Raw genomic sequence first — 16,936 nt, 5'->3', positions numbered from 1 at the left:
GACCCGCGCCATGAGCACCCCCGCCGCCGACGGCTTCCGCATGCCCGCCGAGTGGGCCCCCCACGAGCGCACCTGGATGGCCTGGCCGAGCCCCAACCCCACCTTCGACGACCCGGACGACCTGGCCGCCGCACGGACCGCCTGGGCGTCCGTGGCCCGCGCCGTGCGCCGCTTCGAGCCGGTGACGGTCGTGTGCGGCCCCGGCCGGTCGGAGGACGCCCGGGCGCTGCTGGGGCCGGGCGTCGACACCGTCGAGCGGGACCTGGACGACGCCTGGATGCGGGACATCGGCCCCACCTTCCTCACCGACGGCCGGGGCGGGCTGGCCGCCGTGGACTGGACGTTCAACGGCTGGGGCGCCCAGGAATGGGCCCGCTGGGAGCACGACTCCCGGATCGGCGCGTACGTCTGCGACCTCGCGGGCGCGAAGACGTACGCCTCGAAGCTGGTCAACGAAGGCGGCGCGATCCACGTCGACGGTGAGGGCACCGTACTGCTCACCGAGACCGTGCAGCTCGGCCCCGAGCGCAACCCGCACTGGACCCGGGCGGAGGTCGAGGCGGAGATCCACGCCCACCTCGGCACCAGCAAGGCGATATGGCTGCCGCGCGGCCTGACCGGCGACTACCCTCCCCACGGCTTCGGCACCCTCGGGCACGTCGACATCGTCGCCGCGTTCGCCCGGCCGGGCGTCGTGGTCGCCCACCACCAGCCGGACCCGGCCCACCCCGACCACGAGGTGACGAAGGAGGTCATCGGCCTGCTGAGGTCGGCGACCGACGCCCGGGGCCGTCGCCTGGAGGTCGTGGAGGTGCCCGCGCCCACCGTCCTGGAGGCGGACGGGCACTGGGCCGACTACTCCTACATCAACCACTACCTCTGCAACGGCGGTGTGGTGCTGTGCGGCTTCGACGACCCGCGCGACGAGATCGCCGCCGGGATCTTCCGGCGCCTGTTCCCGGAGCGGACGGTGACGCTGGTGGACGCGCGTACGATCTTCGCGGGCGGGGGCGGTATCCACTGCGTCACGCAACAGCAGCCGAGGGTCTGACACACACGGGAGCGGCAGAATGACCGGTGCGGGCCGGGCGCGCAGGAACGCGCCGCCGCGCGAGGAGGTCCTCGCCGCCGCCATGGACATGATCGCCGAGCGCGGTCTGGAGAAGCTCACCATGGCGGGGCTGGGCCGCGAGGTCGGCATGAGCAGCGGCCACCTGCTGTACTACTTCCGCTCCAAGGACGAGCTGCTGCTCCGGACCCTGGAGTGGAGCGAGGGCCGGCTGGGCGCGGAACGGGGGCGGCTGCTGGCCCGTCCCGGGAGCGCGCGGGAGCGGCTGTCCGGGTACGTCGACCTGTACGTCCCCGACGGGCACCGCGACCCGCACTGGACCCTGTGGCTGGAGGTCTGGAACCGCTCGCAGAACGCCGACGAGGACGCGCGGGCCCGGCAGGCGGCGATCGAGGGCGCGTGGCACCGCGACCTGGTCGCCCTGATCGCCGAGGGGATCTCGCGGGGGGAGTTCCGCCCGGTGGACGCGGACCGCTTCGCGACGAGGCTGCGCGCGCTGCTGGACGGGTTCTCCATCCACGTGGCGATCGGGCTGCGGGGCACGGACAGGGGACAAGTCCTCGCGCACGTCCGGGAGTTCATCGAGGACGGGCTCGCCGCGGCCCCCTGACGGCGCACGTCCGGCGGCGCATCGGAATCGTTTCCTCCGCGCGCGGGCAGGTAACGGCCCATGGGACGACAACACTGGAAGAGGATCTGGGTCGGCTCGGCGGGCAACATGGTCGAGTGGTTCGACTGGTTCGTGTACGCGAGCTTCGCCACGTACTTCGCCGGCGCCTTCTTCCCCAGCGGCAACCCCACCGCCCAGCTGATGAACACCGCCGGCATCTTCGCCGTCGGCTTCTTCATGCGCCCCGTCGGCGGCTGGCTGCTGGGCAGGGTCGGTGACCGCAAGGGCCGCAAGGCGGCGCTGACCCTGACCGTCACGCTCATGTCGGCCTCGGCGATCCTCATCGCCGTCGCCCCCACCTACGGGGTCGCCGGCTACGGAGGAGCCCTCGTGCTGCTCGTCGCCCGCCTGCTCCAGGGCCTGTCGGTGGGCGGCGAGTACGCGGCCAGCGCCACCTATCTGACCGAGGCGTCGGACCCGGGGCGGCGCGGCTTCGCCTCCAGCTTCCAATACGTGTCCATGACCGCCGGCCAGATCGCCGGCCTCGGCCTCCAGATCGTCCTGCAGCGCACGATGTCCGACGACGCCCTGCACAGCTACGGCTGGCGCATCCCGTTCGTCGTCGGCGCGCTCGGCGCGGCCGTCGTCTTCTACCTGCGCCGCACCATGCTGGAGACGGAGGTGTACGAGGAGGACGCCTCGCACACCGAGGAGCGCGGCACGCTGCGCGCGCTGTGGCGGCACCGGCGCGAGGCGTTCCTGGTGATCGCGCTCACCATGGGCGGCACGGTGGCGTACTACACGTACACCACCTACCTGACCAAGTACCTGTCCAACTCGGCGGGGCTGTCCAAGGAGACCGCCACGCTCGTCTCGTTCACCGCGTTGATCGTCTTCGCCTGCCTCCAGCCGCTCGCGGGCGCCCTGTCCGACCGCATCGGCCGCCGCCCGCTGCTGATCACGTTCGCCGTCGGCTCCACCTTCCTGACGGTTCCGATCATGACGCTGCTCAGGCACGCGGACGGCTACTGGCCCGCCCTCGGCCTCGCCCTGCTCGCGCTGGTCGTGGTCACCGGCTACACCTCCATCAACGCCTGTGTGAAGGCCGAGCTGTTCCCGACCGGCGTCCGCGCGCTCGGCGTCGCCCTGCCGTACGCCATCGCCAACGCCCTCTTCGGCGGCACCGCCGAGTACGTCGCCCTGTGGTTCAAGAAGGGCGGCATCGAGTCCGGCTTCTACTGGTACGTGGCCGGCTGCGCCGCCGTCTCCCTCGTGGTGTACGTCACCATGCGCGAGACCAAGGACCTGGATCTGGCCCGCGTGAAGGCCCGCGCGGAGTCCAGCGTGACGACCGCATCCTGAGACGGTCGGTGAGCCGGGGGCGGAGCTGTGCCAGACTGCCCCCGTGCTCTCGTTCGCCATGATTATCGGCAGCAGGCGCGCCGGTCCGCAGTGACCACCTCGACCGACCAGGTGCGGGTGGCCACCGTCGTCCTCGACCCGCGCGCAGACCTCTCGCACCAGCGAGGGGTTTTTTCGTTTTCCGGCCCACCCTCAGCCGGGGACGGAGCGCGAGGGAGCATGGAGGAACGGTGGAGCCGGTCATTCCGGTAAAGACCGAAGATTTCCCACAGGAGCCTTGAGACATGACCGAGACGGCAAACAGCGAGCTCGACGACTCGTTCCACGTCTTCGACACCACGCTGCGCGACGGCGCGCAGCGCGAGGGCATCAACCTCACCGTCGCGGACAAGCTCGCCATCGCCCGGCACCTGGACGAGTTCGGCGTGGGCTTCATCGAGGGCGGCTGGCCCGGCGCGAACCCCCGCGACACGGAGTTCTTCGCCCGCGCGCAAGCGGAGATCGACTTCCGCCACGCCCAGCTGGTCGCCTTCGGCGCCACCCGCCGCGCCGGCAGCACGGCCGCCGAGGACCCGCAGGTCAACGCACTGCTCAGCTCCGGTGCCCCGGTGATCACCCTGGTCGCCAAGGCGCACGACCGGCACGTGGAGCTGGCGCTGCGCACGACCCTGGACGAGAACCTGGAGATGGTCCGCGACACCGTGTCGTACCTGCGCGAGCAGGGCCGCCGCGTCTTCGTGGACTGCGAGCACTTCTTCGACGGCTACCGCGCCAACTCCGAGTACGCCAAGGCGGTCGTCCGCGCCGCCTCGGAAGCCGGCGCCGACGTCGTCGTCCTCTGCGACACCAACGGCGGCATGCTCCCCGCCCAGGTCAACGCGGTCGTCTCCACCGTCCTCGCCGACACCGGCGCCCGGCTCGGCATCCACGCCCAGGACGACACCGGCTGCGCGGTCGCCAACACCCTGGCCGCCGTCGACGCGGGCGCCACCCACGTGCAGTGCACGGCCAACGGCTACGGCGAACGCGTCGGCAACGCCAACCTGTTCCCGGTGGTCGCCGCCCTGGAACTGAAGTACGGCAAGAAGGTGCTGCCCGAGGGCCGGCTGCGCGAGATGACCCGCATCTCCCACGCCATCGCCGAGGTCGTCAACCTGACGCCCTCGACCCACCAGCCGTACGTCGGCGTCTCCGCCTTCGCGCACAAGGCCGGTCTGCACGCCTCCGCCATCAAGGTCGACCCCGACCTGTACCAGCACATCGACCCCGAGCTGGTCGGCAACACCATGCGCATGCTCGTCTCCGACATGGCCGGCCGCGCCTCGGTCGAGCTGAAGGGCAAGGAGCTGGGCATCGACCTGAGCGGCGACCGGGAGCTGGTCGGCCGGGTGGTCGAGCGGGTGAAGGAACGCGAGCTCAAGGGCTACACCTACGAGGCGGCGGACGCCTCCTTCGAGCTGCTGCTGCGCGCCGAGGCCGAGGGCAGGCCGCTGAAGTACTTCGAGGTCGAGTCCTGGCGGGCCATCGTCGAGGACCGGCCCGACGGCACCCACGCCAACGAGGCCACGGTGAAGCTGTGGGCCAAGAGCGAGCGGATCGTCGCCACCGCCGAGGGCAACGGCCCCGTCAACGCCCTGGACCGCGCCCTGCGCGTGGCCCTGGAGAAGATCTACCCGCAGCTCGCCAAGCTGGACCTGGTCGACTACAAGGTCCGCATCCTGGAGGGCAAGCACGGCACCCAGTCCACCACCCGCGTGCTGATCTCCACCTCGGACGGCTCCGGTGAGTGGGCCACGGTCGGCGTGGCCGAGAACGTGATCGCCGCCTCCTGGCAGGCCCTGGAGGACGCGTACACGTACGGCCTCCTCCGTGCGGGCGTGGAGCCCGCCGAGTAGCCACAGTGGAGGCATGACCTCACAAGACCAGGACGTGCTGTCCCGGGCCCGCGTCGCCACCCGGCTGCCGGCCCGGGACCTGGACCGGGCCCGCCGCTTCTACGCCGAGAAGCTCGGCCTGTACCCGGTGGACGAACGGCCCGGCGGGCTGCTGTACCGCTGCGCGGGCGCGGACTTCGTCGTGTTCCGCTCGACGGGGGCCTCGCCCGGCACCTTCACCCAGATGGCCTTCGAGGTGGACGACATCGAGGCGGCCGTCACCGAGCTGCGCCGCCGGGGCGTCGAGTTCCAGGACGTCGACGTGCCCGGCCTGCGCACCCGGGACGGCATCGCCGAGATCGAGGGCAACTACCCGAGCAAGGGCGCGCGGGCGGAGCGGGGCGCGTGGTTCCGGGACAGCGAGGGCAACCTGCTGGGCATCGGCCAGCTGATCCTGTGACGCCGGCCGGCCGGTCCCGCGCCGCTCAGGGCGCCCGCCAGATGTTGTCGAAGGCGATGTTCTCGATGCGGCGCCGCTCGCGCACCGCCTCCAGCTCGGTGACCGCGTCGCCGACCGTCGCCAGGACGGTGACCACCGCCTCGTCGTCGAGTCCGGAGGAGGCCGCCCGGTCGGGTTCGATGCCCAGCGTGCCCGCGAGGCCCGTCAGCACCGGGTCGTGGGAGTCCCAGCGGTCGGTCGCGTGCCGCCGCGCGGCGGTGTCGGCCGGGGTCTCGGGCCCGCCCCGCCCCGGCCACCAGTGCCGGCGCTTCCCGGTGAGCTGCCCGTCGGCCTCCAGGACGTCCCGGTAGGCCACGGCCAGCCCCTCGCCGCGCCGCCACAGCCAGTCCTCGACCGTCTCGTACGGCTCCTCGCGGACGAGCTTCGCCCCGGCCTCGTCCAGCAGGCGGTCGCCCGTGGTCAGCACCGGCCCGGGCACGATGCGCCCACCGTCCAGGGTGAGCGCGCGGGCGCCCAGCAGGTCGATCAGCTCCGCACCGGCGAGCGCCAGCGACAGGTCGCCCTGCTCGACGGGGTGCTCGCCCGGTACGTCCAGGCTGACGAGGAACAGGTCCTGCGGTGTCGTCATGAGGGCTCCAGGTCACCGGCCGCCGGCTACGGCCGGGGTCGTTCGGATGGGACTCCGGCGGGCCGGCGGCCGGACGCCGATGCCGCGCGGTTCGCCGGCCGGCCGGGGGCCGGCCCCTTCATCGTCCCCCAGCCGCCCGGTGGCCGCCGCTCAGCACGAGTCGGCGGCGAGCCGTTCGAACGCGGCGAGGCTCATCGCCCGGTCGTCCGCCCAGACCTGGCCGGGCTTCAGCCGGCCGATCCGCTCGCCGGTGAACTCCACGACCCCGTTGTACGAGCCGCCCCCGGCGTAGTGCCCGAACCGGAGGACGTAGCGGTGCCGGGGCAGGAGGTGCCGGGCGCCCCGGTGGCGGGCGTGCCAGGCGGGGGGCGGGTCGAACAGGGGGAAGTCGGCGTCGCCGCGCAGGCCGTCCTTGCGCACGTCCCACCCGGTGGTGACCGGGCCCTTCCCGGCGCTCCGGGCCCGCCCGTCCAGGGCCGGGCCCCGGTAGCCGTCGTCACCGCACGGACGGAACACCGCGTACGGCGTCCCGTCCGGCGCGGCCCGCACCCCCGCGAGCGGCAGGTCGGCGGCGCCACAGCCGCTGAGCAGCAGCATCCCGCCGGCGATCCCCGCCGCCACGGCCCCCGTACGTCGCATGTCCCGCCTTACCGCCTCACCGCAGGGTCCACTTCTGGTTGGCGGCGCCGGTGCACGACCAGATCTGGGCCCGGGCCCCGTTCGCCGAGGAGTTGTCGGTGACGTCGAGGCACTTGTTCGCCGCCGTGTTCACCACATCACCCGTGGCGGCGTTGTACGACCACCGTTGGGCACCGGTTCCGTTGCAGTCGTACAACTGCGTCTTGGCGCCGTCCGCCGTCGAACCGGAGGCCACGTCCAGGCACTTGCCGAGCGCCTGCACCGAACCGTCGGCCTGTACGGTCCACTGCTGGGCCGCGCTGCCGTTGCAGTCGTAGAGCTGCACGGCCGTGCCGTTGGCGTTCGAACCGCCCGCCACGTCCAGGCACTTGCCGGCGAGGCCCACGAAGGCGCCGGTCCTGGCGCCACCGCCGGACTGGGTGCCGGACCAGGTGAAGGTGGCCGAGGTGTTGCCGGGCAGCGAGTACGTGGCGTGCTGGGAGCCCCAGTTGATGGTCACGGTGCGGGCCGACGAGGAGTCGTTGTACGCGATCAGCGCCTTGCCGCCGTCCGGGTTGCGCCAGGCCACGTTCGGCACCGTGGTGGAGGCGGTGGAGGCTATGCGCTGGGCGCCGGGGCGGACGAACTTGGTCAGGTGGCCCATGTCGTAGTACTCGACGGTGTAGTCCACGGTCCCGCTCGCGCCGTCGCCGTTGTGCACGGTGATCAGACCGGTGCAGGTGCCGCAGCCGCCGTTGTGCGGGCCCATGTTCTGGTCCACGGCCAGCGACCACTTGGTCACCGACTTCGCCCAGTTGCGGGTGTAGTCGATGATGTTGGACATGTCCTCGCGCTGCTGGTCGGCGATCCAGGTGCCGCCGGAGTGCTCGGTGCCGAAGGCGTCCAGCGCCGGGTACTGGTTGTGCACGGCCGTCTGCTTGGCGATGTCACCGCCGTAGCCGTGCCAGGCGATGCCGCCGAAGTTGGGGTGGTTGCGCACGGCCGGGTCGTCCACGGTCTGGGCCGCGTAGGAGTCGTAGACGTCCCAGTTCCAGTCGTGCGCCAGCACCTTGGTGGTCAGGCCGGCCGCCTGGAGCTTGGGCAGCAGCTCGCTCTTGGTGAAGTACGCCAGGCCGCTCGCGTTCCAGCTCATCGACGGATAGCCGGAACAGCAGGTCGGTTCGTTCTGCGCGGTGACGTAGGAGACGTTGATCCCCTGGTCCTTGTACCCCTGGAGGTACTTCACGAAGTAGGAGGCGTACGCCCCGTAGTCCTCGGCCTTCAGCCAGCCGCCGTTGAGCGATCCGCTGTCCTTCATCCAGGCCGGTGCCGTCCACGGTGAGGCCATCACCGTCAGGGACGGGTTGAGCTGGAGCGCCTGCCGGGTCAGCGGGACGACGTCGGCCAGGTCGTGCGCGAGGGAGAACTTCGCCAGGGACGGGTCGCTCTGCCCGGCCGGCACGTCGTCGTAGGTGTAGCCGTAGCGGGCGAGGTCCGAGGCGCCCATCGGGTTGCGCAGGAACGACAGTCCGATGCCGTCCGTCGGCGAGAACAGCTTGCGCATGGTCGCGTCCCGGGTCGCCTGGGACAGCGCCCCGCTGCTGTTCATCAGCCAGGCGGCGGTGTCCGTGAAGGACGCGCCGCCGCCGGTGAAGGTCTGGTAGCGGGTGTTCTCGTCGACGGTGATGTTCTCGCCGCTGCCGCCCGTCCCGGACTGGAAGGCGAACGGCGTCTGCGGCTGCAGGCCGCGCACGACGTGCCGGCCGGCGGCGTCGTCGGTGGTGGTGAGCCAGGCGGTGACCTGCTCACCGGCGGCGTGCGCGGGGGGTACGGCCACACTGAGACCGGCTGCGGAGAGCAGCCCGGCGAGCAACAGCCGGACTGCGCGGGGGGATCTCCTCATGGTGCGTCGCCCTTCCTCTCGGATCGGCGGAGCTGACGGGTCGTCTTGACGGGGGTGTGTGCCCCTAGTTAACTCACGGCGTGAGCTAAGCCCTGAGTGAACCACGAGAGCCGAGGGAAGGTCCATGCGAAGAACCGCCCTGCTCGCCTCCGCCGCACTCCTCGCCGGTCTGCTGCCCTGGGCGGCGACCGCGCGAGCCGCCGACGAGCCCGCCCCCGTACCCGTCGACCGCTTCGAGGGCGAGGTGCCCTTCGCCTCCCAGCCCGCCGAGGGCATCTTCACCTGGGGCGGCGATTCCGACGACCCGCCCACGCTCCGCCTGGCCGACCGCGCCGACGCCCCCGAGGGCGGCAAGGTCCTCGCCGGCAGCTACGACATCAGCGGCTACGGCGGCTTCACCCACGACTTCGCCGCCACCGCGCCCGCCCACGACTGGTCCGCCCACCAGGGCATCCGGTTCTGGTGGGAGGGGCGGAACACCGGCAAGAGGATCCCCTTCGAGATCAAGGACGGCGGAGCGAACGGCGAGGCGTCCGAACTGTGGACGACCTCCTTCACCGACGACTTCACCGGCTGGAAGCAGATCCAGCTCCCCTTCACCGGCTTCGCCTACCGCACCGACTACCAGCCCGTCGGCGGCATCGACCACGTCCTCGGCCTCAAGGAGATGTGGGGCTACGCCCTGACCCTCCCGGCCGGCGCCAAGGGCGACTTCGCCATGGACGACGTGGAGCTGTACGGCAGGGCCGACCAGGCGCTGCACGCCTCCGTCGGCACCGACGCGCCCGTGTACCCGGTCGAGGAGGGCGGCACGGCGAAGGTCAGGGTCACCGTGGCCACCACCGGCGAGCAGCCCCTGACCGACCCCGTGACCGTCACCTACACCACCGGGGACGGCACCGCGACCGCCGGACAGGACTACACCCCCGTCTCCGGCACCCTCACCTTCCCGGCCGGCACCGCCTCCGGCACCGCGCGGACCATCGCCGTGCCCACCCGCCGGGACCGGGCGGCCGAACCCGCCGAGACCGTCCCCCTGAAGCTCACGGTCACCGGTGCCAAGGCCCCCGCCGAGACCCCGCAGGTCGTGATCGACGCGCACGGGCTGCCGTACCTGAACGCCAAGCTGCCGGTGAAGAAGCGGGTCGCCGACCTGCTGGGCCGGATGTCCCTGGCGGAGAAGGCCGGCCAGATGACCCAGGCCGAACGCGGCGCCATGACCCAGCCGAACGACATCGCCGCCTACGCCCTCGGCTCCCTGCTCTCCGGCGGCGGCTCGACGCCCACCCCCAACACGCCCGCGGCCTGGGCGAAGATGATCGACGCCTTCCAGCTGCGGACCCAGGCGACACGCTTCCAGATCCCGCTGGTCTACGGCGTCGACGCGGTCCACGGCCACAACAACCTCTCCGGTGCCACGGTCATGCCGCACAACGTCGGCATCGGCGCCACCCGCGATCCCCGGCTGGCCCAGCGGACCGGCGCGGTGACGGCCGCCGAGGTCCGCGCGACCGGCGTCCCCTGGGACTTCGCGCCCTGCCTGTGCGTGAGCCGCGACGAACGCTGGGGCCGCTCCTACGAGTCCTTCGGTGAGGACCCGGCACTCGTGCAGTCCATGGAGACCGTGATCCAGGGCCTCCAGGGCCGCGCCGGCGGCCAGGACCTCGGGCGCGACGACAAGGTGCTCGCCACGGCCAAGCACTTCGTCGGCGACGGCGGCACCGCGTACGGCTCCTCGACCACCGGGAAGTACACCATCGACCAGGGCGTCACCAAGGTCACCCGCCAGGAGCTGGAGGACATCCACCTCGCGCCGTTCCGCACGGCCGTCGAGCGGGGGGTCGGCACGGTCATGCCGTCGTACTCCTCCCTCGACATCGCCGGCGACGGCAAGGGCGCGGTGAAGATGCACGCCCGCGGCGACATGATCAACGGCGTGCTCAAGGGCCGCATGGGCTTCGACGGCTTCGTCATCAGCGACTGGAACGCCATCGACCAGCTGCCCGGCGACTACGCGTCCCACGTCCGCACCTCGGTCAACGCGGGCGTCGACATGATGATGGTGCCGTACACCTACAAGGAGTTCAGCGCCGCGCTCGCCGACGAGGTGAAGGCGGGCCGGATCAGCGAGAGGCGGATCGACGACGCCGTCTCCCGCATCCTCACCGAAAAGTTCAAGCTGGGCCTCTTCGAGCACCCGTACGCCGACACCAGCGGGGCCGCCGCCATCGGCTCCCCGGCCCACCGGGAGGTCGCCCGGCAGGCCGCCGCCGAGTCGCAGGTGCTGCTGAAGAACGCGGGCGGGCTGCTGCCGCTGAAGAAGAGCGAGAAGGTGTACGTCGCCGGCTCCAACGCCGACGACATCGGCAACCAGACCGGCGGCTGGACCCTCACCTGGCAGGGCGCGTCCGGGAACACCGTCCCCGGTACGACCATCCTCCAGGGCCTGCGCGAGGCGGGCGGGAACGTCACCTACTCCAAGGACGCCTCCGCTCCCACCGGCGGTTACGACGTCGGGGTGGTCGTGGTCGGCGAGACCCCGTACGCCGAGGGCGTCGGCGACGTCGGCAACGGCCACTCACTGTCCCTGTCCGCCGCCGACCAGGCCGCCGTCGACAAGGTGTGCGCGGCCATGAAGTGCGCGGTGCTGATCGTCTCCGGCCGCCCGCAGCTCGTCGGCGACCGGCTGGGCGAGATCGACGCCCTGGTCGCGTCCTGGCTGCCCGGCACCGAGGGCGAGGGCGTCGCCGACGTCCTCTACGGCAAGCGCCCCTTCACCGGACAGCTCCCGGTCACCTGGCCCAAGTCGGAGGCGCAGCTGCCGATCAACGTGGGCGACACGGCGTACGACCCGCAGTTCCCGTACGGCTGGGGCCTGACCACCCGCACCGACGTCCCGAAGGGCGGTACGGCCACCCTGCGCGACCTCGCCGTGCGGGCGGCGAAGGCCGAGCGGCACCGCGACGCCCGCAGCGGGCGCGCCCTGGTCACCCAGGCCCGGCTGCTCGTCCAGCAGAAGGCGGACGGCCACCTCACGGCCGCCGTGGCGAAGCCCTTCGCCGACGCCGACCACCTGCTGCTGACCGGCAGGTACGGGAAGGCGGTGGAGAAGCTGGAGGAGGCGTACCGGGCGGTCTGATCCCGACGCGGGACGAGTGACCGGTTTGGGGAGGCTTCGGGTAGTTTCAAGGTATGAAGGCCGTGCCGCGCACCCGAAGCCTCCCCGCTCTGCTGCTGGCCGCCCTCGCCCTGGCGCTGACGACCCTGTTCGCGCCCGGGGTGAGCGCGGACACCAGCGTCTCCACGATCGCCCAGGCGCTGCGCAAGAGCCCGGTCTACGTCGACCCCGCGGCCCGGGACCAGCTGTCCGCCGCGGACGCCGACACCCTCGCCACCCGCATCAAGGACGCCGACAAACCCCTGTTCATCGCCGTCCTCCCGGCCGGATACCCCACCGGGAACCTCTTCGCCGACCTGCGCTCCGCGACCGGCGTCACCGGCCTCTACGGCATCCGCCTGGGCGACCGCTTCGACGCCCGCGCCGACTCCTCCGTCATGTCGGCCACGGCCCGGCAGAACCTGGTCGGCAGCGTCCAGGGCGAGGACGCCAAGGCGCAGCTCACCGACTTCACCGACCGCGCCCTGGCCAACATGGGCGGCCACGCCCCCCGCAGCTGGGGCGGCTCGGCCGCCGGTGGCGGCTCCACCACCGCACTGATCACGACGGCCGCCGTCCTGGTGGCGGCGGGCGGGGGCGCCTACGCGCTGGTCCGCCGCAACCGCCGGCGCCGCGAGGACGAGCAGCGGGCCGCGCTGGACCGGCTGCGGGTGGTCGTGGACGAGGACATCACCGCGTTCGGCGAGGAACTCGACCGCCTGGACTTCCACCCCTCGGAAGCGGGCGCCGACGACACGATGCGCGCCGACTACGAGCGCGCGCTGGACGCCTACGAGACCGCCAAGCAGCGCATGGCCGCGGCACGGAGACCGGAGGACGTCCGGTCGGTCACCGAGGCGGTGGAGGACGGCCGCTTCTCCCTCGCCCAGCTGGCCGCCCGCCGCGAGGGCCGCCCGCTCCCGGAGCGCCGCCCGCCCTGCTTCTTCGACCCCCGGCACGGCCCCTCCGTCACCGACGCCACCTGGACCCCGCCCGGCGGAGCCCCGCGCGAGGTCCCGGTCTGCGCGGCCGACGCCACCCGTCTGGCCGACGGCCGCGACCCGGTGATCCGCGAGGTCGACACCGACTACGGCCGCCGCCCCTACTGGGACGCGGGCCCGGCCTACGGCCCCTGGGCCGGCGGCTACTTCGGCGGCGGCCTCCTCCCCGGCCTCCTCGTCGGCACCCTGCTCGGCAGCGTGATGGCGACCCCGTCGTACGCCGCCGACTACGGCACCGGATACGGCGACTTCGGCGGCGACTTCGGCGGGGGCGGCTACGAGGGCGGCGACGTCTCCGGCACCGACTTCGACCCCGGCGACTTCGGCGGCGGCTTCGGCGACGGAGGCGGATTCGACGGCGGGGGCGGGGGAGGGGACTTCGGCGGGGACTTCTGAGCGGGCTCGCTCAGCGGGCGATGCCGTCGAGGAAACGGGTCCAGGTGGCGGGGGAGAGGGTGAGGGTGGGGCCGGGGGTGGTCTTGGAGTCGCGGATGTGGATGGTGGTGGGGTGGGCGGCTACTTCTACGCAGTTGCCGCCTTCGCTGGAGCTGTAGCTGGACTTACGCCAGGTGTACGCGAGTTCGACGCAGTCGCCGCCCTCACTACCGCTGTAGCTCGACTTGAACCATGCCAGTGCTGCGGTCTTCATGACTCTCCTAGCAGTCCCGTCAGAAGGCGCTCGCTCTTGTCGCAGGAGAGCGCCTGTGACCGCAGCATCCCATACTTGTGGTAATAGTCGCTGACCTCTTCCGGGTCATCTACGAGGAAGCTCGCGCGCTGGACTTCCAGGTAGACCAGCCGTTCGTGCTCCCGGGTCTCCAGGAGCACCATGGGCCCGTCGAGTGCCGCGTGAGGCCTCTGGTGCATGGGCATGATCTGGAAGCTCATGTGAATGGGTCGCGTGTACTCCAGGATCTGCCGGATCTGCGCACGCATCACCTCCGGGCCGCCGACCTCCCGCCGCAGGATGCTCTCTTCCAGGATGAAGTGCCCCACCGGTGGCCTGTCCCGCTGCCAGATCAACTGTCGTTCCATGCGGGCCTGCACCCACTGCTCAGCTGTCTCGCTCCCGATCGCCGGGTACCGGTAGTCGAACACGGCGCGGCAGTACTCAGGTGTCTGGAGGAGCCCCGGAACCGCCAGACTCTGGTACGAGAGGACGCCCACCGCCTCCTGCTCATGATCCACCAGCCCCTGCGCGAACTGAACGATCCGGTCCCGTACCGGCAGCTTGGCCACCACCACCGTCAACGCCCCACCCGTGTCGAGGAGTTCATCGAACTGCTCGGCGCGATCCGGCTGGAGCGCCAGCCTCCCTTGCTCGATCGACCTCACCGTGTCGACCGCGAGGTTCGCCGACTCCGCGAACTGCTCCTGTGTGAGGCGCGCCTTCTTCCGGAAGTGCGCCACCAGCGCGCCGACCGCGTACCACGAACCGACCTTCTTGGGCCTCGATGCCACGTGCATGGCCGTTCCTTTCCCCCGTATGCACGCCAAGCTCTCGTAGTGGACTCGTAGCAATGAGGACTACGACCTCACTCACTGACCCAGTGTAGTGACGCACAGTGACACTCGCGGCATGAACGCAGAACCCCGACACCCCCGCACACGCCAGGCCTTCTACCGCCGGGACCGCAGGTCGGTACGGCTCGCGCGGGACTTCGCCCATGAGGCCCTGAGGGACTGGGCCACGGCCGAGCGCAGCGACGACGTACTGCTCTGCGTGAGCGAGCTGGCGACCAACGCCCTTCTGCACGGCGTGCCCGCGGGCCGGGGCTTCCTCCTCCGGCTGACCCTGCACACGGACGGTGTCCTCCGCGTCGAGGTGCACGACAGCGGTCCGGGCGAGGTCCGGATTCCGGAGCCGGCCGCGGAGGCGGAACACGGCCGGGGTCTGCTCCTCGTCGCGGCCCTCGCGGACAAGTGGGGGGTGGGGGAGCGGAGCCCCGGCAAGATCGTGTGGTGCGAGTTCACGGTGCGGGGCGACGAGGTGGCCGTCCCGGGCCGGCGACGGTGAGCGTGGGATGACGTGGCCGTTGGGCCGCCCGCTTCTCGGCCAGTGTCGTGCTTCCACGGTCCGCGTCAAGGGCGCTGCGCGTCGCCTTCGGCGATGGGCCTCCGGCCCACCCTTGACCCGGCCCGCTCCAGCACGGGGAAGAAGCGAGCGGGCGGCCGGGGGAAAGTGGCCGCCTACCGGTACGGGCCCTTGCGTCGGCTGCGTACGCACTCGGCGCCAGGGGCACGCGGTCCCGCCTCGCCAGCACGCCGGGCCGGCTTGGCGGCGTGCGGCCGGTGGGTGGGGAGGCGGGGTCACTCCTGGCTCAGTGTCCCGCAAGTCCCGTGGGCCCCGCAGATCACACGGGTTCGGTGATTGGCGGATTTGGGCCACTTCCGCCAACCACCCAGCCCGCTGACCTGCCTGTTCGTCGACGGCACCTGGCACAGAACCGCCCGTCACCGCCTGAGGGGCCCGCCGCCCCTTGGGGTTGCCCCAGCCACCCGCTCACCGTTCGCCGCCAAGCCGACCCGGCGTCCATGCGAGACGCGGACGCGCCCCACCCGCCACCCGCAGTCGCTGAACCCACCCGGCGTGCAGGCGAGGCGCGACCGCGTGACCCTCCCGACGGGGCGGGGTAGCCGGCCTGGGGGCCCGTTGCCGCTGGGGCCACCGCTGTTTCGGGCCGCTCGCTCGCTTCTTCCCCGGGCTGGAGCGAGGTGTGTCAAGGGTGGGCCGGAGGCCCATCGCCGAAGGCGACGCGCAGCGCCCTTGACTCACCTCGCGGAAGCCCGACACTGGCCGGGAAGCGAGCGGACCGAGGGTCACCTGTTGCCGACGGACACCGTGCCCACCCTCCGTCGGCTGCCGGAGGCTCACGCGTTCTTGATCGCCGAGATGTCGAAGACCAGCTTGATCTTGTCGGAGACCAGGACGCCGCCCGTCTCCAGCGCCGCGTTCCAGGTCAGGCCCCACTCCGAGCGCAGGATCTCGGCCTTGCCCTCGAAGCCGACGCGCTCGTTGCCGAACGGGTCCTTCGCGGCGCCGTTGAACTCCAGGTCGATGGTGAGCGGCTTGGTGACGCCGAGCAGGGACAGCTCGCCGGTGATGCGGTAGTCGTCGCCGCCCAGGGACTCGGCCTTGGTGGAGCGGAACGTCATGACCGGGTGCTCGTCGATCTTGAAGAAGTCGGACGACTTCAGGTGGCCGTCGCGGTCGGCGTTGCCGGTCTCGATGCTGGCCATCTGGACGTCGAGCGTGGCGGTGGACTTGGCGGGGTCGGCGCCGTCGAGGTGGAGGGTGCCGGTGAAGTCCTGGAAGCCGCCCTTGACGTTGGTGACCATGGCGTGCCGGGCGACGAAGCCGATCGTGCTGTGGGACGGGTCGATGGTGTAGTCGCCGGTCAGCGCGGTCAGGTCGGGGCCGGCGGCGGCCTGCGCGGCGGGGGCGGGGGTGGTGTCCTTGCGGCTGAAGATTCCCATGGCGTGCTCCTTGTGCTGCTTGTTGAACGTTAAACCAACTTGCGTAACAGACAGTAGACCCATTCGGTCCGGTTTTCAACATCATCCGCAGCGTGTTCGCGTGCGCGCGTCGAGTAACCGGTTCCGCCCTCTGGCGCACCGGCCGATCGCTCGGGCACCATCTGGCTGCACCACCTGCACCACCTGCACCACCTGCACAGCCGACCCACAGGACGCACGGCCCACCGCAGGAAAGGTCCCCATGAAGCCGCTCACGACCCGCTCGCTGCTCACCGCGCTCGCCCTCGTCGTCGCCCCCGGCGTCGCCGTCCTCGGCACCGCCACCGACGCCTTCGCCGTCACCAAGATCAGCCACGCGACCGCCACCCAGATGTTCCGCGACGTCGGCATCACCTGGTCCTCCTCGGGCAACTGCTCCGACCGCAACAACTCCACCTGTACCTCCTTCGAGCAGCTCAACCTCGCCACCGCCCAGGGCGCCCAGACCCTCAAGCGGGCCAGCGGCTGCGCGCTCAACATCACCGGCGGCACCGAGACCGGCCACGCCTCCGGCACCTACTCCCACTGGAACGGCTACAAGCTCGACTACGGCAAGAACACGTGCGTGACGTCGTACATCAAGAACAACTTCGGCTACATCGGCCTGCGCGGCGACGGCGCCCCGCAGTACCAGTCCGGCTCCGGCAACATCTACGCCGACGAGGGCAGCCACTGGGACGTCCTCTACTACAACTGCGGCGGCTGCTGAGCCGGGAGCCGAGGAGAGAGGGCGGTGGC

The 16,936-nt window shown here is 71.6% G+C and carries 15 protein-coding genes; 9 read left to right on the top strand and 6 right to left on the bottom strand.

The genetic code is table 11. The features are described from left to right. Nucleotides 1–10: 10 nt before the first annotated feature. The 5 genes from LG395_RS29580 (at nucleotide 11) to LG395_RS29560 (ending at nucleotide 5,375) form a co-directional block, all read left to right on the top strand. Nucleotides 11–1,051, top strand: coding sequence for an agmatine deiminase family protein (locus LG395_RS29580; protein WP_171152535.1), 1,041 nt, complete (start codon nucleotides 11–13; stop codon nucleotides 1,049–1,051). A gap of 19 nt (nucleotides 1,052–1,070) precedes the next feature. After that, nucleotides 1,071–1,679 carry a TetR/AcrR family transcriptional regulator gene (locus tag LG395_RS29575; RefSeq protein ID WP_225811795.1) on the top strand — a complete coding sequence of 203 codons (609 nt, stop codon included), beginning with the start codon at nucleotides 1,071–1,073 and terminating at the stop codon, nucleotides 1,677–1,679. Between the two features lie 60 nt (nucleotides 1,680–1,739). Further along, a complete protein-coding gene (locus tag LG395_RS29570; RefSeq protein ID WP_171152531.1) occupies nucleotides 1,740–3,041 on the top strand; it encodes an MFS transporter in 1,302 nt (433 codons plus the stop codon). Nucleotides 3,042–3,325: 284 nt separating this feature from the next. Beyond that, entirely contained in the window at nucleotides 3,326–4,936 is a 1,611-nt protein-coding gene (cimA, locus tag LG395_RS29565) for a citramalate synthase (protein WP_225811794.1), read from the top strand. Between the two features lie 13 nt (nucleotides 4,937–4,949). Beyond that, nucleotides 4,950–5,375 carry a VOC family protein gene (locus LG395_RS29560; RefSeq protein WP_225811793.1) on the top strand — a complete coding sequence of 142 codons (426 nt, stop codon included), beginning with the start codon at nucleotides 4,950–4,952 and terminating at the stop codon, nucleotides 5,373–5,375. A gap of 25 nt (nucleotides 5,376–5,400) precedes the next feature. Here the strand turns inward: LG395_RS29560 and LG395_RS29555 are convergent, their stop codons facing one another. The 3 genes from LG395_RS29555 to LG395_RS29545 form a co-directional block, all read right to left on the bottom strand. Further along, on the bottom strand, nucleotides 5,401–6,003 hold the full coding sequence (locus LG395_RS29555; RefSeq protein WP_171152527.1) for a GOLPH3/VPS74 family protein: 603 nt from the start codon (nucleotides 6,001–6,003) through the stop codon (nucleotides 5,401–5,403). Between the two features lie 150 nt (nucleotides 6,004–6,153). Further along, nucleotides 6,154–6,642 (bottom strand): hypothetical protein, encoded by a 489-nt coding sequence (locus LG395_RS29550; RefSeq protein ID WP_225811792.1) that lies wholly within the window; start codon nucleotides 6,640–6,642, stop codon nucleotides 6,154–6,156. Between the two features lie 16 nt (nucleotides 6,643–6,658). After that, the gene (locus LG395_RS29545) at nucleotides 6,659–8,524 is read right to left on the bottom strand and encodes a ricin-type beta-trefoil lectin domain protein (protein ID WP_225811791.1); all 1,866 of its coding nucleotides are present in this window, start codon (nucleotides 8,522–8,524) and stop codon (nucleotides 6,659–6,661) included. A gap of 124 nt (nucleotides 8,525–8,648) precedes the next feature. On the opposite strand from LG395_RS29545, the gene LG395_RS29540 reads away from it, so the two are divergent. Next, nucleotides 8,649–11,663, top strand: coding sequence for a glycoside hydrolase family 3 protein (locus LG395_RS29540; RefSeq protein ID WP_171152524.1), 3,015 nt, complete (start codon nucleotides 8,649–8,651; stop codon nucleotides 11,661–11,663). Nucleotides 11,664–11,716: 53 nt separating this feature from the next. Next, nucleotides 11,717–13,078, top strand: coding sequence for a hypothetical protein (locus tag LG395_RS29535; protein ID WP_225811790.1), 1,362 nt, complete (start codon nucleotides 11,717–11,719; stop codon nucleotides 13,076–13,078). A gap of 10 nt (nucleotides 13,079–13,088) precedes the next feature. Here the strand turns inward: LG395_RS29535 and LG395_RS29530 are convergent, their stop codons facing one another. Together LG395_RS29530 and LG395_RS29525 are read right to left on the bottom strand one after the other, a co-directional pair. After that, the gene (locus LG395_RS29530; RefSeq protein ID WP_225811789.1) at nucleotides 13,089–13,331 is read right to left on the bottom strand and encodes a DUF397 domain-containing protein; all 243 of its coding nucleotides are present in this window, start codon (nucleotides 13,329–13,331) and stop codon (nucleotides 13,089–13,091) included. Next, nucleotides 13,328–14,149: a helix-turn-helix domain-containing protein gene (locus tag LG395_RS29525; protein ID WP_225811788.1), complete on the bottom strand. Its 822-nt coding sequence runs from the start codon at nucleotides 14,147–14,149 to the stop codon at nucleotides 13,328–13,330. Before LG395_RS29525 ends, LG395_RS29530 begins: the two co-directional genes overlap by 4 nt. Nucleotides 14,150–14,261: 112 nt before the next feature. Between LG395_RS29525 and LG395_RS29520 the strand changes: the two genes are divergently transcribed. Next, nucleotides 14,262–14,699 carry an ATP-binding protein gene (locus LG395_RS29520; protein ID WP_171152518.1) on the top strand — a complete coding sequence of 146 codons (438 nt, stop codon included), beginning with the start codon at nucleotides 14,262–14,264 and terminating at the stop codon, nucleotides 14,697–14,699. An 854-nt stretch (nucleotides 14,700–15,553) separates the two neighbouring features. On the opposite strand, the gene LG395_RS29515 is transcribed toward LG395_RS29520, so the two are convergent. After that, a complete protein-coding gene (locus LG395_RS29515; protein WP_171159659.1) occupies nucleotides 15,554–16,159 on the bottom strand; it encodes a YceI family protein in 606 nt (201 codons plus the stop codon). 241 nt (nucleotides 16,160–16,400) lie between these two features. Here LG395_RS29515 and LG395_RS29510 point away from each other — a divergent pair, with 241 nt between their 5' ends. Next, complete coding sequence (locus LG395_RS29510) at nucleotides 16,401–16,907, top strand: hypothetical protein (RefSeq protein WP_171152516.1); 507 nt, start codon at nucleotides 16,401–16,403, stop codon at nucleotides 16,905–16,907. The last annotated feature ends 29 nt before the right edge of the window (nucleotides 16,908–16,936 follow it).

This window comes from Streptomyces spinosus (genome assembly GCF_020400655.1).
GTDB lineage: Bacteria > Actinomycetota > Actinomycetes > Streptomycetales > Streptomycetaceae > Streptomyces > Streptomyces argyrophylli.
The sequence above is the reverse complement of the archived record's forward strand: the minus strand, read 5'-3'. Positions and strand labels throughout refer to the sequence as shown.

Excerpts from the sequence above, each read along its gene's own strand:
- LG395_RS29580 (WP_171152535.1), top strand. The coding sequence starts at position 11 with ATGAGCACCCCCGCCGCCGACGGCTTCCGCATGCCCGCCGAGTGGGCC.
- LG395_RS29575 (WP_225811795.1), top strand. The coding sequence starts at position 1,071 with ATGACCGGTGCGGGCCGGGCGCGCAGGAACGCGCCGCCGCGCGAGGAG.
- LG395_RS29570 (WP_171152531.1), top strand. The coding sequence starts at position 1,740 with ATGGGACGACAACACTGGAAGAGGATCTGGGTCGGCTCGGCGGGCAAC.
- cimA (WP_225811794.1), top strand. The coding sequence starts at position 3,326 with ATGACCGAGACGGCAAACAGCGAGCTCGACGACTCGTTCCACGTCTTC.
- LG395_RS29560 (WP_225811793.1), top strand. The coding sequence starts at position 4,950 with ATGACCTCACAAGACCAGGACGTGCTGTCCCGGGCCCGCGTCGCCACC.
- LG395_RS29555 (WP_171152527.1), bottom strand. The coding sequence starts at position 6,003 with ATGACGACACCGCAGGACCTGTTCCTCGTCAGCCTGGACGTACCGGGC.
- LG395_RS29550 (WP_225811792.1), bottom strand. The coding sequence starts at position 6,642 with ATGCGACGTACGGGGGCCGTGGCGGCGGGGATCGCCGGCGGGATGCTG.
- LG395_RS29545 (WP_225811791.1), bottom strand. The coding sequence starts at position 8,524 with ATGAGGAGATCCCCCCGCGCAGTCCGGCTGTTGCTCGCCGGGCTGCTC.
- LG395_RS29540 (WP_171152524.1), top strand. The coding sequence starts at position 8,649 with ATGCGAAGAACCGCCCTGCTCGCCTCCGCCGCACTCCTCGCCGGTCTG.
- LG395_RS29535 (WP_225811790.1), top strand. The coding sequence starts at position 11,717 with ATGAAGGCCGTGCCGCGCACCCGAAGCCTCCCCGCTCTGCTGCTGGCC.
- LG395_RS29530 (WP_225811789.1), bottom strand. The coding sequence starts at position 13,331 with ATGAAGACCGCAGCACTGGCATGGTTCAAGTCGAGCTACAGCGGTAGT.
- LG395_RS29525 (WP_225811788.1), bottom strand. The coding sequence starts at position 14,149 with ATGCACGTGGCATCGAGGCCCAAGAAGGTCGGTTCGTGGTACGCGGTC.
- LG395_RS29520 (WP_171152518.1), top strand. The coding sequence starts at position 14,262 with ATGAACGCAGAACCCCGACACCCCCGCACACGCCAGGCCTTCTACCGC.
- LG395_RS29515 (WP_171159659.1), bottom strand. The coding sequence starts at position 16,159 with ATGGGAATCTTCAGCCGCAAGGACACCACCCCCGCCCCCGCCGCGCAG.
- LG395_RS29510 (WP_171152516.1), top strand. The coding sequence starts at position 16,401 with ATGAAGCCGCTCACGACCCGCTCGCTGCTCACCGCGCTCGCCCTCGTC.